This window comes from Aquimarina mycalae (assembly GCF_029906345.1).
Lineage (GTDB): Bacteria > Bacteroidota > Bacteroidia > Flavobacteriales > Flavobacteriaceae > Aquimarina.
The window spans coordinates 71,696-88,200 of the sequence record NZ_JARYGY010000008.1; the positions used below are offsets into that span (position 1 = coordinate 71,696).

General features: G+C 33.5%; 9 protein-coding genes. 5 read left to right on the forward strand and 4 right to left on the reverse strand.

Going from position 1 to position 16,505, the window contains the following annotated elements:
* Positions 1–3: 3 nt before the first annotated feature.
* Both QBK95_RS18585 and QBK95_RS18590 read right to left on the reverse strand, forming a co-directional pair.
* Complete coding sequence (locus tag QBK95_RS18585; protein ID WP_280936069.1) at positions 4–3,051, reverse strand: sensor histidine kinase; 3,048 nt, start codon at positions 3,049–3,051, stop codon at positions 4–6.
* Between the two features lie 279 nt (positions 3,052–3,330).
* The gene (locus tag QBK95_RS18590) at positions 3,331–3,897 is read right to left on the reverse strand and encodes a hypothetical protein (RefSeq protein ID WP_280936070.1); all 567 of its coding nucleotides are present in this window, start codon (positions 3,895–3,897) and stop codon (positions 3,331–3,333) included.
* Positions 3,898–4,196: 299 nt separating this feature from the next.
* Here QBK95_RS18590 and QBK95_RS18595 point away from each other — a divergent pair, with 299 nt between their 5' ends.
* Together QBK95_RS18595 and QBK95_RS18600 are read left to right on the forward strand one after the other, a co-directional pair.
* The gene (locus QBK95_RS18595; protein WP_280936071.1) at positions 4,197–4,670 is read left to right on the forward strand and encodes an RNA methyltransferase; all 474 of its coding nucleotides are present in this window, start codon (positions 4,197–4,199) and stop codon (positions 4,668–4,670) included.
* Positions 4,671–4,765: 95 nt separating this feature from the next.
* A complete protein-coding gene (locus tag QBK95_RS18600) occupies positions 4,766–6,118 on the forward strand; it encodes an alanine/glycine:cation symporter family protein (protein ID WP_280936072.1) in 1,353 nt (450 codons plus the stop codon).
* 15 nt (positions 6,119–6,133) lie between these two features.
* Here the strand turns inward: QBK95_RS18600 and QBK95_RS18605 are convergent, their stop codons facing one another.
* Positions 6,134–8,146, reverse strand: coding sequence for an OmpA family protein (locus QBK95_RS18605; protein WP_280936073.1), 2,013 nt, complete (start codon positions 8,144–8,146; stop codon positions 6,134–6,136).
* Positions 8,147–8,383: 237 nt separating this feature from the next.
* On the opposite strand from QBK95_RS18605, the gene era reads away from it, so the two are divergent.
* The 3 genes from era to QBK95_RS18620 all read left to right on the forward strand — a co-directional run bounded on the left by era (position 8,384) and on the right by QBK95_RS18620 (position 15,599).
* On the forward strand, positions 8,384–9,265 hold the full coding sequence (gene era, locus QBK95_RS18610) for a GTPase Era (protein ID WP_280936074.1): 882 nt from the start codon (positions 8,384–8,386) through the stop codon (positions 9,263–9,265).
* Between the two features lie 399 nt (positions 9,266–9,664).
* The gene (locus tag QBK95_RS18615; RefSeq protein ID WP_280936075.1) at positions 9,665–13,894 is read left to right on the forward strand and encodes an SP85-like N-terminal domain-containing protein; all 4,230 of its coding nucleotides are present in this window, start codon (positions 9,665–9,667) and stop codon (positions 13,892–13,894) included.
* Between the two features lie 181 nt (positions 13,895–14,075).
* Positions 14,076–15,599, forward strand: a complete 1,524-nt coding sequence (locus QBK95_RS18620; RefSeq protein ID WP_280936076.1) for a choice-of-anchor I family protein — start codon at positions 14,076–14,078, stop codon at positions 15,597–15,599.
* Positions 15,600–15,754: 155 nt separating this feature from the next.
* Here the strand turns inward: QBK95_RS18620 and QBK95_RS18625 are convergent, their stop codons facing one another.
* Entirely contained in the window at positions 15,755–16,504 is a 750-nt protein-coding gene (locus QBK95_RS18625) for a hypothetical protein (RefSeq protein WP_280936077.1), read from the reverse strand.
* Position 16,505 lies beyond the last annotated feature (1 nt).

Here is a 16,505-nt window from a genome sequence, read left to right on the forward strand (position 1 = left end):
TTGTTAATAATCAGTTTGTAATGGTATTCTGAATGATATCTGAGTTCCTGCCACAGAAGTATCTTCTTCAAGAATTTCTTTTATTTGTAAAGCATCTTTTCCTGATATAGACTCTAGTCTTTCTCTAGTCACCGTAAGCGCCATAGATTGATGATCTGTTTTGACTTTTGCTTTTTGAGATTGAAAAATTCCTAGTCCGTTATCTAATACAGTACAATGTAAGAATTCTTCATTAGTATCAAACAAAACTTTTAATTTTCCATCTCTATTTCCTTTTAAAATACCGTGTCTTATGGCATTTTCAACAAAAGGTTGGATAAGCATTGGAGGAATGAGAACTTCTTCAGGATCGAACTCTGAGTCTATAGAAATCGTATATTCAAATGACTTTGTAGCCATCAATTTTTCTACTTCTATATAATGCTTTAGTGTTTTCATTTCCTGATCAAGTGTAATGTGATCTTTCCTGGAGTTATATAGTGTTTCTCTAAGTAATGTTGCAAAAGTATTGATGGTACTATTCATTTTTGATGGGTTACTTGTTCCCATAGCTTTAATACCGTTTAGAACATTAAAAATGAAATGCGGATTCATTTGAAGTCTAAGTGCTTTTTGCTCTAGAGATAACAAATGATTTTGCATTTGTAGTCGTTCTCGTTCTTCGTTATTTTTTAGTTTTACTTTTCTTATATATGACAGTGTAAATATCGTTAGAACAAGTAATAATATTCCTAGTAATGTTAGTTGAAACCATGCTTTTTTATAGATAGGACTATCGATAAAAATTTTAAAAGTAATTGGTTCACTTTCTTCTGATCGATAATTCCGAGATTGGGCAGAAAAAGAATGAGCGCCATAAGCTAATCCAGCAAGTTTTTGTTTTTCTTCAGAAGACCACGGACTCCAGGCTTTACCATTGAGCTTGTAACGATATTCAATATCTTTGGGATGATCAAGATCTACTGTTTTATAGTTGAACGATAACTCTGTCTGCTCAGGAGTCAACTGTAGTATCTTATTGTTTTTCCCCCAAGTAGTTAGATTTATAGAGTCCAGACTTTGGTAAGCTACCTCGATATTTTCAAAATAGATTTCGGGCTTAATGGTAGTTTTACTGATTTCTCCTGGTTCGTATTTAGTCAATCCATAAATAGCACCAAACCATAGATTTCCATTAGAGTCCTTTGAAATTGCATTTAGACATGTTTCTATTCCCAAAAAACCATCATTTCTTCCGTAATGAAAGATGTCGGTAATCTGATTGAGTAAATTAATTTCTATTCTATCTACTCCACGTTCTGTTCCAACCCATAAATTGTTTTGGTCGTCGAATATCATTTGATAGATATTTTTTGAATAGAGGTTTTTTTCCCCTTTTAATTTTTTAAATGAAAGCTCATCTTTTTCAAGATCAGCCCACCAAACTCCTTGCCCAGCGGTTCCGATGTATATTTTTTTATCTTTAAAAAGAAATGTATTTATTGCTACTTTTTGATGTAAAACATTAGAATGGTGCGTAACCTTATTTTTCTTAACATATCCAATACCACCATTTTCGGTAGCGTACCATATTTTACCTTTCGGGCCTGGAATCATGTGTTTTATTTCCAGGTTTTTAATACCATTTCTTTTTCTGAATTTTTTAATAGATTTTACTTTATTTCTCCTATAATCATAGATAAATCGAGTAATTCCTGAAGAGTATGAAGCCGCCCAAACAGTGTCATTAGAAATATGAATAGACCTAATCCAATTTGATAAAAGACCTCTTTTTTTATTTATTATGTAATTTTTGGTTACCGTCTTTACAAGGGTATCTGTTGTAATGTTATTAGGATCATCAGTATTTTTGAATATACTATCGATTAGTTTGATTTCTTTATATAAAATACCTTTGCCTTCTGTACCAGCCCAAATATTTCCCTTAGCATCGTTAGTAATCGTTTTGATTTTTATATCAGATATTCTTTCATCTTGCTCGATTTGATGTATATCGGTTGAGTCAATTTTTATGAGCCCTGCTTCAGAATTAGATGCCCATATCTCATTATTGGCCGTGTGTACTGCATATACCCTATTTCCTTTCAATCCAGTGTCCTGATTATAATGGGTAAAATTGTTATGAAAGTATTTATAAAAACCGCCTCCAGAAGTAGCAATCCAAATGTTGGATTGACGATCAGAAATACTTTTACTAATATTAGAAACGGCTAATCCATTTTTGCGATTAATTTTCTTTTTTAATTTATAGTTGCTTGCATCTAGTATAGAAATCCCTTCATTTTCAGTAGCAAACCACAATTCATTATTATTGTGAATAGAAATGTTTTTTACATTTAAAGGAGATTGTATCCATTTGTTACCATAGCTTTTTGCATTTGTGTTGAGAACTAAAATCCCTTGATTAATTGCAGAGGTAAATACTTTTTTATTATGATATAATGCTGAAGTGAAATTATGCGCACTATGTCTTACCATAATACTCGCATCTTTATGAATTTTGTTTAGTTTCCAAAGCCCTTTATTGGTTGCAACCCAAAACAATTTACCATCAAATACAATATCGTTTACGATGCTTATGTTGATTTTAGTATCTAACACCACTTTTTTTAGACCAACAGTGCTGTTGTATTTATGAATCCCTACGTTGGTAGCAAGAAAGATCTGATTATGGATTCTAAATATTTTATTGATCTGTAAACCTTCAATATTATGAAAATGCTTTTTCGTTTTTATAGAAAGCCCTCTTCTGGTTCCTATAAACAGGCTGTCATTCGAAAAATGTAATGCGTGGATATAATTAGATAGTAGTCCATCATCTTCATTCCAGATTTTAAACTCTTCTCCATTAAACCTACATAGTCCACCACCTCTAGTACCTAACCACAAATATCCTATGTCATCTTGGATGATGTCTAGTACCTGAGATTGCGGAAGACCATCTTCTAACGTATAGGCTCTAAGCCCATTATTTTGTGCAGATAGAAGTTGGACCGAAAAAATCCAAAGAAGTAATGATAATAGATAGTAGCTAATACGATGGGGGCTCATAAAACTAAGGTTTGACAGCAAATATAATCAAACTGATTTTTTGATTTTGTAAACCCATGAAATACTTAGGTAAAAAGATGATTTTTGTAAAACCGTATACAAGCAGGCAGTTTTTTTGGGAAAAACAATTGGAAATAATTGGACGCGCCTGCCGTATACATTGGTTTTGTATCTTAATAGAAAACCTTGAAGCTTAACACTATAGTGAAAAAAAATAGCACAGTACAGTATAATAAAATGATAGAGTAATAAATATTGTATTTCTCTTTGTTTTGTACACTAGTAGCTTGTGATTGCTGTATTCTTTGGAGAATTAACCTTGTTATCATTCCAGGTAAAGCTTTGTTTTAGGTTTACGTATTTAATTTCTGATGTTTCTTTATAAAGTGTTTCGGTTTCTAATATATTACCCTCTATTCCATATTCTTGATTAGGGAATGTATACTGAGAATCTGTATTTGAATCTTCGCAATATATATTGGTTAATTGCGGAAGCGAAACAAGTTCATTGTCATTGGTAACCATAAAATAGTAGGTTTCTACTTGAGCACAACAAGCTAAGTATTCTACTTCCATCTTAATCACCTCAGAGACCCCATCCAGACCAGGATTCTCTAAGGTGGTAATAAAGATGTCCTCAAAAAGTTCTGTGTCATTAATCGTCAAAGTAGATAAGTTTTCAGAAATTCCCCCCAAACGAACCAGATTAACAATGCAAGTTGGATGTTCTGTCCCATTCTTTTTAATTTCGGTAACTACTCTATACTTTTCTGTTTTCTGAAAACTTTGTGCTTTCATAAACTGAAACCCTATGATCAAAATGAAAAAAATAATAACATTTTTCATAACAGTATATTTTGAGGTTGATTATTTGTACGAAAATATGTACTAAAAAGGGTTTGATTAAAGGGTTTTTAGTATTCGTTGGAATTGAATTAGAATTCGTAAAAGGTTTTTCGATTAAAAGGAAAACATCTTAATATCCATAGAAATAACCAGCCGTTTAGATATAGCTTTCAGTACATTAAGTGGTTATAAATTGGTGTGCTCCAATTAATATATGGATTTCTTTTAATTCTAAGTTAATTGCTTAAAAATTTTAATAGATAGTATTGATAAGAGATTGCTCTTTATATTTTTGTAGTATGATTGATAATTTTGAAAATGAGTTTTTTGGCATAGGGATTCAAAACGGAAAAACTCCAGAAAATCTTGGTGTACTATGGCGTACAGCACAAAATATGGGAGCTAGTTATATTTTTACTATCGGCAATCGATATGCTAAGCAAGCTTGTGATACTCATAATGCGGTAAAAGCAATGCCTTATTTTCATTATGATACGTTTCAGGATTTTTATCAGCATCTTCCTAAGGGAGCAATGCTTGTAGGAGTAGAATTAACGGATGAAGCAGTGTCTTTGGAGACATTTAATCATCCTAAGCGTTGTGTTTATCTTTTGGGCGCAGAAGATCATGGATTATCTAAGGTTGCTATAGAAAAATCACATTTCTTAATCAAATTTACTTCAGAGTTAAGTGTCAATGTTGCCGTGGCGGGTAGCATAGTAATGTATGATAGAGGGATTAATAAACCTCGATTTATTAGAAATAAACAGTGATTTTAAGAAGTTTTTAAACATTGTACTACTTATTTTAAATTTTGTATAGAGACAAGAATTCATTTTTATAGTACATTTATAGCACTATAAATCCTATGTTCGAAAAAATAGAAACTAGTATTAAAATGTTTAGTTCCTGGATATGGGATTGGCCATTACTTATTCTTTTGGTTGGTGGCGGATTGTTTTTTCTAATATATTCTCGTTTTACCCCTTTTTTTTACTTTAAACATGCTATTGATATCCTTAGGGGTAAATTTGATCATGAAAATGCTCCTGGTCAATTGAGCCATTTTCAAGCCTTGTCGTCAGCTATTGCTGCTACGGTTGGAATGGGAAATATAAGCGGTGTAGCTGTGGCGTTGGTGATGGGAGGTCCTGGTGCGATTTTCTGGATGTGGATTAGTGCATTGATAGGAATGGCTACTAAGTTTTATACCTGTACACTTGCGGTAATGTATAGGTCAGAGAGCAAAGAAGGAGTAATGTTAAGTGGTCCTATGTATGTAATCACAGAAGGATTAGGGAGGCATTGGAGACCACTAGCGGTTTTCTTTGCATTAGCAGGGTTAATAGGTACATTACCCGCTTTTACGGCGAATCAACTTACACAAACACTTATAGATGTATTTCAATGGGATGATCAGAATAAACTGTATATAGGTATTGTATTAGCTTGTATAGCATCTTTTGTGATCTTAGGAGGAATTAAAAGAATAGGGCTTGTGGCGAGCAAGTTAGTTCCTTTAATGGTGATTTTGTATTTCATTACCGTCCTCACTATTTTGGTATTACAGATAGATAAGGTTCCAGAGATGTTTTTGTTGATTTTTTCAGATGCTTTTTCTGGAGAAGCGGTAGCTGGAGGAGCTTTGGGGTATTTAATTAAGACTGGAGTAAAACGAGCGGCTTTTTCTAACGAAGCAGGAATCGGTACTGCGCCAATAATGCACGGTACGGCAAAAACCAATGAACCTATACGAGAAGGATTGGTGGCAATGATAGGTCCAGCAATCGATACATTATTAGTATGTACATTAACCGCATTAGCTATTTTATCTACGGGAGTTTGGAAACATTCTGATGATAATGGAATTTCACTAACATTAGAAGCTTTTAATTCTGTGTTGCCTTATGGGATAGGGAATGGAATCGTAATTGTTATGGTGCTTGTTTTTGCATTTTCTACCTTGTTCTCATATTCTTATTATGGAGTCACTTGTTTAGGTTTTTTAACAAAACCTAAATATGGAAAGTATTATAATTACATATATATTCTATCGATTGTAGTTGCTGCAGTAGTTAAGATAGATTTTGCAATTAATTTAATTGATAGCGCATTTGCATTAATGGCAATACCAACCGTAATTTCAGGATTATTACTAGCTAAAAAAGTAAATGTTAGGGCAAAAAGTTATTTCGAAAAATTGAAAACAAGTGTTAAATAAAAAGTAGATGTAGGATTACTTCCTTACAATAAACTCACTTCGCCTATTTTCTTGATGTTGCTCTTCAGTACAAGGTACACCATTGCCACAATCATTAATAAGCCTTCGTTCTCCATATGCCTTACCTCTTATTCGTCTCCAGTTGATTCCACCATTTCGTATAATATATCGCACAGTTGCACGCATACGTTTAACACTTAATTTTTTATTGTACCAGTAACTTGATCTGCTATCTGTATGAGAACGAACCTCTATTTTTAGTTTAGGGTTTTGTTTCATTACCGCAATTACTTTTTGTAAATCGGCTTCTGCATCGACTCTAATTTCATCATTATCAAGATCAAAGAAAATAGTATTCAATTGTAAAGGATCTACAATATCATCACCAATATTAACAGGTTCTGAGGTAGTAGATAATAATTTTTCTTTTACAAACTCGATAGGAACATTGTTTGTGGTTTCATACGTGTCTTTTGATCTAAAAATGATGTCATTAGGGTTAAATCCATCAATAGAAGCTCTTATAATGTATTGTTCATCACAATCAACTTCAAAGCTATATCCGCCATTGACTGCGGATTTTATCGTACTCAGGATGTTTCCGTCATTGTCTATTAAGGAGACATCTACATCGGCTAAAGGTTCTTTGGTTTCACTATCAGTAATTATGCCCGTTAGGTATTCTTTGCAAGTGGTAATTAATTCCTCAGTTTGTCGAAAACTATAAATATCGTCGTTTCCTTTACCTCCTTTTCGGTTACTGGCAAAGTATCCAGTTTTATTTTCTTCATTTAAAACAAAAGAAAAATCATCTTTAGAGCTATTTATTGGTTTACCTACATTAAACACTTCAGAAACACCATCATCTATAGAAATAGCTACAAAAACATCCAATCCTCCTAATCCAACATGTCCGTCACTAGCAAAGTACAATCGCCCACTATCACTTATATAAGGAAATGTTTCTCTGCCTTCGGTATTAATATCATCTCCCAGGTTTTTAGGTTTTCCATATTTCCCACCAGGAAGAACGTCTACAACAAATAAATCAGATCTTCCTCTGGTACCTTTCATATCACTGGCAAAATATAATTGTTTTCCATCGGGACTCAATGCTGGATGAGAAATTGAATAATTATCACTATTAAATGGAAGTTCTGTGATATTAGACCATTTCCCGTTAACAAAAGTAGCTTTGTATAACTTTAATAAAACCACACCTTTTCTACTCTTACCTAATTTATTATTGGTGAAATTATTTCTGGTAAAGTAGACTGTTTTGCCATCTTTAGTAAAACTAGTAGAGGATTCATGAAACTTAGTGTTGATTTTTCCTTTTAATTTTACAGGTTCTGCTGCAGAAACCTCATCTTTTCCAATTACAGATGAAAAAAGATCCAAAAATGGCATCTGATTCCACTCATGGATTTTAGACCTTTTGCCACGTGAAGAAGCAAAAACGATCTGACCTTTATGATCAAAACTAGGCGCATAATCAGAATACTCAGAGTTAATACCCAGCGTATATAAATCATACTTTCCAGATTGCATTTCTATAAAATGAAGGTAATCGCGCTTATTTACAAAAGATTTTGCACGTTTATCGTTTCCAGTTAACATATTAAACCTTTCCATAATAGCGTCAGAATCTTTATACCGTTCTACGCTTTTTAAACTTTGGGCGTACCTAAATAAGTATTCTGGTTTTATTCCTTCAGAAAAGTTTGTGATTAGTTTTTCATACCATTGCACGGATTCTTCCAACTCGCCAGTAAAATAATAGGAATCCGCAAGTTTTCTATACAAATCAGGAGAAGAATATCCTTGTTCTGCAACATTCAAGTAAATATCACGAGCATTTATATATGCAAGTGCCTCAAAACTTTGATCCGCTTTTGTAAGTTGTTTATTTTTATCTTGCCCAAAACTTTGGTTTAACAGCAATAGTGATAACACTACGGATATACATAAATGTATTGAGTAATGTCTTTTCACATATGATAAAAAAGAAATAGAATAGTTTGTCAAAATGGTCCCAGTATTTTAATGAATTACTTGTTTTCGTGGGGTTTTGAAAACGTACTGGAATTAAATTTACGAAAAATTACCAAAATGCCTAGGTTGTAGATTGATTTTTTACATTAGTCATAATCTACTCGAGTTAATTGTAAAGAAGATCTCAATCTACAAAAAGGTAGAAATAATCATTTACAGCTTTAAGACATTTGAATAATAATCAACTAACTTTGCACTAAAATTTTATCTATGGGTCATAAAGCTGGTTTTGTAAATATAATTGGAAATCCCAATGTAGGGAAATCCACATTAATGAATGCTTTTGTGGGAGAGAGATTGTCTATAATTACTTCTAAAGCTCAAACTACAAGACATCGAATTTTAGGGATAGTTAATGGTGATGATTTTCAGGTTATTCTATCTGATACTCCAGGAATTATAAAACCTGCATACGAATTACAAGAATCCATGATGGGATTTGTGAAATCTGCTTTTGAAGATGCAGATGTTCTTATTTATATGGTAGAGATAGGAGAAAAAGCGCTCAAAGATGAAGCATTTTTTAATAAGATTACGAATGCTAAAATTCCAGTATTTTTATTATTAAATAAGATTGATCAATCCAATCAGGAACAATTAGAAGAACAAGTACAATTCTGGACAGAAAAAGTACCTAATGCAGAAATGTATCCAATCTCGGCTTTGGAAAATTTTAATGTCAAAGAAGTTTTTAATAGAATTGTTGAGTTGTTGCCAGATTCACCTCCTTTTTACCCTAAAGACCAGTTAACAGATAAACCTGAACGTTTCTTTGTAAATGAAGCAATTCGTGAGAAGATTTTAATACATTATAAAAAGGAGATTCCATACTCAGTTGAGGTAGAGACAGAAGAGTTTTTTGAAGATGAAAAAATCATTAGAATTAGATCTGTTATTATGGTTGAACGGGATTCTCAAAAAGGAATAATAATAGGACATAAAGGTTCTGCACTAAAAAGAGTTGGAGTAGAAGCCCGCAAAGAATTAGAAAAGTTTTTTGGAAAACAGATTCATATCGAGTTGTATGTAAAGGTTAATAAAAACTGGCGAAATAGTGAAAAACAACTAAAACGGTTTGGATATAATCGTTGATTTTGTGATTAAAATATCTGAAATCAAAATGTTTGTAGGATTTTTGTAAGCTTTTCAATTTCTTCAATTACAGCAAAACTGTATTTTAAAGATAAAATGCTGCATTTGAACGTTTTTGCACCCTTTTTTATTGAAGTATTCAAGTTAATCCTCTAATTTAGCATTCTTAACATGTTTAAAAACGCCCTAAAATATGATATGAACACTACTTTATCTTCACACACTTTTTTTAAGTAAAGGCTTAACTTTAAAAATCAAATAAATTACAAAAGGATACTAAAATGTATATGGTCTAGGACTACTATATGGTTTCGTAACTTCTGTATTTATCTTATGAATACCCAAAATAAATTAACCAAGATTGAATTTTAACATTCAACCGAAAAAAACTACTACACAATGTCAAAAATTACTAACAAGCTTAACGTGTTAAGCCAAAAGGTTACCGCAACTCGGTTTGCGTCATCTTTTTTTGGCTTAATTATGATCGTCATTTTCGTTATGACTTCAGGTTTTACTTCTGTAGTCGAAGGAAATAAAGAAGAACTTACAAAAAACACCGTAGATAATTTTAATTCTCCAATGTATGGTTGTCAATTAACAGTAAACGCGGGAGATGATTCCGAGTTTTGTGGAGAAGGAGAAGTAACACTTACCGCAACAGTTTCTGGAGAATCAGAATGCGTAGATTGTACTGGAGAGTACGGTGTAAGTGATACTAATAACTGCAGTAGAGATGAAAATTATGTAATGTGGTTGACCGATGGAGATAATCCTAGATGGTTTTCTAATGTAGATTTAGAATGGAAAGAACTAGCTGATGGTACAGCGACACTTACAGGAACTATTTTTGATCATACATTGACTCAAACCACTTATGAGCTAAATGCAGTGTATTCAGGAAGAACGACAAGTACTCCTGCTGATAGTCCAAAAGCACATAGATGTAATGATGAAGATGAAACGGGATGGGTGTACTATACTGGATTAACGGGAACTGTAACTAGTACTGATGGTTCATGGTCTATAGATTTAACAAGAAGAGGACCTGCTTTCCAACTTGGAAATGGAGCAAATCAAACTGAAACAGAAGTAGGCAAGTTTGGAGCTTGCGGATGGTTCGATACAACAGATGGACAATACGATAGAGGAGATTTTAATTTTAACTTAGGAGATTGTATCACTACTTCTACTTCTGAGGTATCTTACCTGTGGTCTACAGGAGAAACTACACCATCAATTACAGTCAATCAAGGAGGAACTTATTCCGTAACTGTAAAGGATTGCGAAGATTGTGAAGCTACAGACACTGTAGATGTTATAATTAATGATGCACCACAAGTAGATGCTGGAGAAGATAAGGAAATTTGTTTAGGTGATGAAGTTACTTTAACAGCTACAGTTGATAGTAATGAAAATTGCGAAAATTGTATAGAATATGGTATTCAAAATACTGATTTATGCAATAAAGATGAAAACTACGTATTGTGGTTAAAGGGAGATAGATATTTTTCTAATGTAGATTTAGAATGGAATGAACTCGCAGATGGTACTGCTACTTTAAAAGGTACTGTATTCGATTATACGATAACCCAAACTAATTATGAAGTTGATGTAGTTTTTACAGGAAAAACAGCGAATGCACCTGCTAATAGCCCTAAAGAACATTGGTGTAATGATGAAGATGAGTCTGCATGGGAGTATTATACAGAATTTACAGGTACTATTATTAGTGCTGATGGATCATGGTCTATGGATCTTTCTAGAAGAGGGCCAGCATTCCAAATGGGTAATGGGGCTAATGTAACAGAAACAGTACCAGGAAAATTCGGAGCTTGTGGATGGTTTGATACTACAGATTCTCAATATAGTGTAGGAGATTTTAATTTTAACTTAGGAGATTGCATTACTTCAGAAACCAATGGTACAACGTTCTTATGGTCAACAGGAGAAACTACAGAAAGTATTACTGTATCTCCAGAAGAAGATACAGATTATTCAGTTACAGTAACTAATTGTAATGGATGTTCGGCTACCGATGAGGTAAAAGTTTCCGTAAAATCAGCTGCAGTAGAGTTAGGTGATGATCAAAATATTTGTTTAGGAGAAACAGTAACTTTAAGAGCTAGAGGAGAAGGGACATTTGTATGGTCAACAGGAGAAACTACCGAAAGTATTACAGTAACACCAACAGAGACTACTACGTATACAATAACAGTAACTAATGGTAGTTGTGAAGCATCAGATTCAATAACAGTTGTTGTGAACGATCCAGTTGTAGTTGATGCAGGTGAAGATCAAGAAATTTGCTTAGGAGAAGAAGTAACACTTACTGCACAAGCAACAGGAATAGATAATTGTACTGATTGTGTTGAGTATGGTATTAAGAATACAGACTATTGTAGAGGTAGACAGCATCAATTTGTAGTTTTCATAAATGATAATGATACTAGATTATGGTTTAGTAATGTAGATCTTGTTTGGCAAGAAAATGCTGATGGAACGGCAACTTTAAAAGGTGAAGTTTTTGAATATAATACTACAAATACATCTTTTGTTGTAGACGCAACATTTTTGGGATTAACTAGCACACCACCAGTTGGCAGTCCTAAAGCTAGTGTTTGCCAGGCTGAAGATGCTACAGATTGGGTTTATTACACAGAGATTAGCGGTACTATTACGCAAATAAATGGATCATTGAGTTATGATATTTCTAGAAGAGGAGAAGCATTCCAAGTAGGAAATGGTGCTAATGTATTTGAATATACACCTGCAGTTTATGGAGCATCTGGATGGTTTAATTTAGAAGGAAACCCTAACTCTTTTGGAGATTTTAATATTAATCTTGGCGATTGTATTACTTCAGGTCAAGGACAAGCAGGATATTTATGGTCAACAGGAGAAACTACTCAAAGTATTACAGTATCTCCACAAGAAGATACTACATATACGGTTACGGTAACAGGTTGTTCTGATTGTGAAGGTGAAGACGAAGTAACGGTAACAGTTGATTCTGCTAATGCAGATGCTGGAGATGATCAGGATATCTGTTTAGGAGAAACTGCAACACTTACGGTTGTTGGAGACGGAAATATACTTTGGTCAACAGGAGAAACTACCAGTACAATAGAAGTTTCTCCCCAAGAAACTACAACATATAGTGTAACGATCACTAATGGAAACTGTGAAGCTACAGATGAAGTAGTAGTTGCAGTAGGTGCAGCGAATGCGGATGCTGGTGATGATCAAGCTATTTGTTTAGGAGAAAGTACTACACTTACAGTTGTAGGTGATGGAACATACACTTGGTCTACTGGTGATACAACCGCAAGTATTCAAGTTACTCCAACAGAAACTACAACATATACTGTAGAGGTGGTTAATGGAAATTGCACCGCTATGGATGAAGTTACCGTAGTAGTAACTTCAGTTACTGCTGATGCTGGAAAAGATCAAACGCTTCCAATAGGAGGAACAGCTACTCTAACAGCTACTGGAGGAGATACTTATCTTTGGTCAACAGGAGAAACAACTGCGACTATCCAAGTTACTCCTGCAGAAACTACCACATATAGTGTTACTGTTTCTGAAAATGGATGTGAAGACGTTGATGAGGTGACAGTGTTTATAGAAGGATGTAATGTAGATGCAGATGCTGGTCCTGATCAAACAATTTGTACTGTTTCAGATTCTAACCCTACAGAAGTGAATACTAAGAATTCCAAAATGATGGAAGAAATTACACTGACTGCTACAGGAGGAGACACTTATCTTTGGTCAACAGGAGAAACTACACAAACTATTGTAGTGTCTCCAACACAGACTACTACCTATAGTGTTACTGTATCTGCCAATGGGTGCGAAGATACTGATGAAGTTACAGTATTTGTAATTGATGTTGATGCCAATGCAGGTTTAGATGTAGAAATTGCTGATGGAGAGAGTACTACATTAACAGCAATAGGAGGAGAAAGTTATCTTTGGTCAACGGGCGAAACTACGCAATCGATTGTAGTATCTCCTACCTCAACAACTACGTATTCGGTTACTGTGTCAATAGGAGTATGTACGGACACTGATGAAGTTACTGTTTTTGTTGGTTGTGAAGGAACTGCTGATGCTGGACCTGATCAAACGATATGTATCGGAGATTCTGCAGTGTTAACAGCTTCAGATGGAGATGTTTTCTTTTGGTCTGCTGCCATGAGTGCACCTCCAGGAAATACACAAACTATTACAGTTACTCCAACAGAAACAACAGTGTATACAGTAACTATTATTAGAAATGGTTGCCTAGATAGAGATGAGGTTACAGTATTTGTAGAAAATTGTGATTTCCGTATAGGTGGAGGACCAACATCTGTAAATAATTTATATCCTACAGTACTTAAGTCTTCTGGTGTTATTTCTTTAGAACTTTCTACTACCAGAACATCTGAAGATATTCAAGTAACTATGTATGGTTTATCTGGAAGGTTAATGTCGAAAACGGCAATGATGAATATTTCTGAAGGAGATAGTACAGTCGATATCGATCTTAACACAATGGGTATATTGTCTTCTGGGGTCTATCTTGTTAAGATCTCTAACACTGATGGAAATATGATGAAAAAAATAGTTATAGAATAAATACAGAGATTTATTTTATACTAGTTTAATAATAAAAGCCCGCCAATTAGGTGGGCTTTTTGTTGCTAACAATCTCTTAACTATCCACTGGAATTAATAGATTTAATTTGTTCTTTTCATAACGTTAAAGATAAACTCAGTATTGAATTTTGGTAGCTAATACAAATCAAAATAATTAATAATGAAAATCTTTAATAAATTAAGTATAATACTGGTTATACTTTGTGTATTTACTTCTTGTAATTCTGATGACGATAATAGTGTCGAGGTTATTGATACTAGTAGTTTAACTTTTAAAAAAATAGGAACTTTTACCAATGGTTTTGGTAATGAAGGATATGCCGAGATATCTGCTTTTGATCCTCTTACTAATAAGTTGTTTGTGGTTAATCCTAATGACTTAGAAATATCGGTTTGGAACTTGTCAAACCCAACAACTCCAGTGCCAGGAACTGATATCACTGTAGATGGAATACCAAATAGCGTAGCCGTATCGAATGGATTAGTTGCAGTTGCTTTGGAAAATTCTTCTAATAAACAGGCAAATGGAAAAATTGCAACCTATAGTTCAGATACGCAGGTTTTACTAAACACATATACCACAGGAGCATTGCCAGATATGGTAACTTTTAGTCCAGATGGTAAATATATCGTTTCTGCAAATGAGGGAGAACCAGATAATCTATATGTAAATGATCCTGAGGGTTCAGTAACTATTATAGAAGTAGCTTCTGGTCAGACAACAACAACGGGCTTTACTGCTTTTAATGGTCAGATAATCAATAATAATTTTAGAGTTTTTGGTAAAGGAGCGTCTTTAGCACAGGATGTAGAACCAGAATATGTAACGATCTCTGATGATTCTAAAACAGCCTATATTTCATTACAAGAGAATAATGGATTAGCTATTGTAGATTTGGATACCAGAACGATAACAGAATTAATAGGTTTAGGAACGAAAAATCATTTGCTTTCTCAGAATCAAATGGATGCTAGTAACAGAGATGATATCTCAGGAAATTTTAAAAACTGGCCAGTTTTTGGAATTTTTCAACCTGATGCGATCGAGTTCATTTCTATTAATGGAATAGAATATATTATTTCTGCAAATGAAGGGGATGCAAGAGATTATGATGGTTTCTCCGAAGAAGAACGAGTTAAGGATTTAATATTGGATCCAATTGCTTTTCCTGATGCTGCAACATTACAGTTAGATGAAAATTTAGGAAGATTAAAAACAACGACAGCCAACGGAGATATCGATGGAGATGGAGATCATGACGAAATCTATTCGTATGGGGCAAGATCTTTCACGATTTGGAGTACAGCAGGAAATATAGTTTATGATAGTGGAGATTTTATTGGAAAAAAAACATTTGAATTAGAGCCAATGTTATTTAATAATGATGAGGGTGATGTAGATGATCGATCTGATGATAAAGGAGCAGAACCTGAAGCAGTTGAAACATTAAAAATAGGAGATAAGGCACTTCTTTTCGTTGGATTAGAAAGAACGGGTGGAGTTATGGTTTTTGATATTACTACTCCATCTAGTCCAGTATTTTTAGATTGGATGATAGATAATTCTGATATAGGTCCTGAAGGATTAATTGCTATAAAAGCTTCGGATAGTCCTACAGGAAATGATTTAGTGATCATTACTCATGAGGTTTCTAATACAGTGGCAATTTACGAGGTTAAATAGAGGTCCATAAAAAGTTTGTTGTTTTACAGTAACCTAGATAGTATCATTTATTTTTATCTTTGATCTAAGTAATTATTTCACTGACTGACTATCAATTATGAAAAAGTTCAATAGGTCGATGCGCTGACCGTTGAGCTTTTTCGTTTTTAAAAACATTACTTGTCTTTTATTTTTTTTAATAAAGCTGAAGCATTTTTCTTATATCTTGTATTTTGAGATACTAATTTTTTTAGGATTGGAACCATTCTTTCTTCTTGGTTCATTTTTAAATAAGTTAATGACAAAAACCATTGTGCGTCAAAATAAGTTTCACTCTCTTTAGAAACAACCTTAAACAATGTTTCTGCTTTTATTAGTTGATCTGTATTAAGGTAACTATTACCCAAACATAGTTTTAATTTTTCTTCATTTGGTCTTTCTACTATCAAACTTTCTAAGCCCGCGATTGTTTTTTGATATTCTTGATTCTTATAATTCAATAAAATATCCTTAAAAACTGTATCATTTGTGGTATCAGAACCTCGTTTGATATCACCAATAGGATATGGAGTGTAATACATCGCATATAAATCCTGTTCAGGATTGTTTTGTAACCATAGAAAGGTAGAGAGCCCAATTATTATTATTAAGGAGGCAGCAATTCTCCAGTACGACAAAATGGATGATTTTTTTCGTTGTATATTATTTTGATCCGTTAATTCTTTACTAACTACTACCAATTTTTTCCTGAATTCAATTGCCTTGGTGTTGGAGAGCTCATTTTGAAGCTCTTTATGAATCATGATTTCTTTTTTAAGCTCAGGATTTGTCTCAATAAGGGTTTTAAAACTCCTTAATTCAGCTTCAGATAATGAACCTTCAATATATGCTTCTATTTTTTCGAATAGTTCTTGTGTTATTTCCATA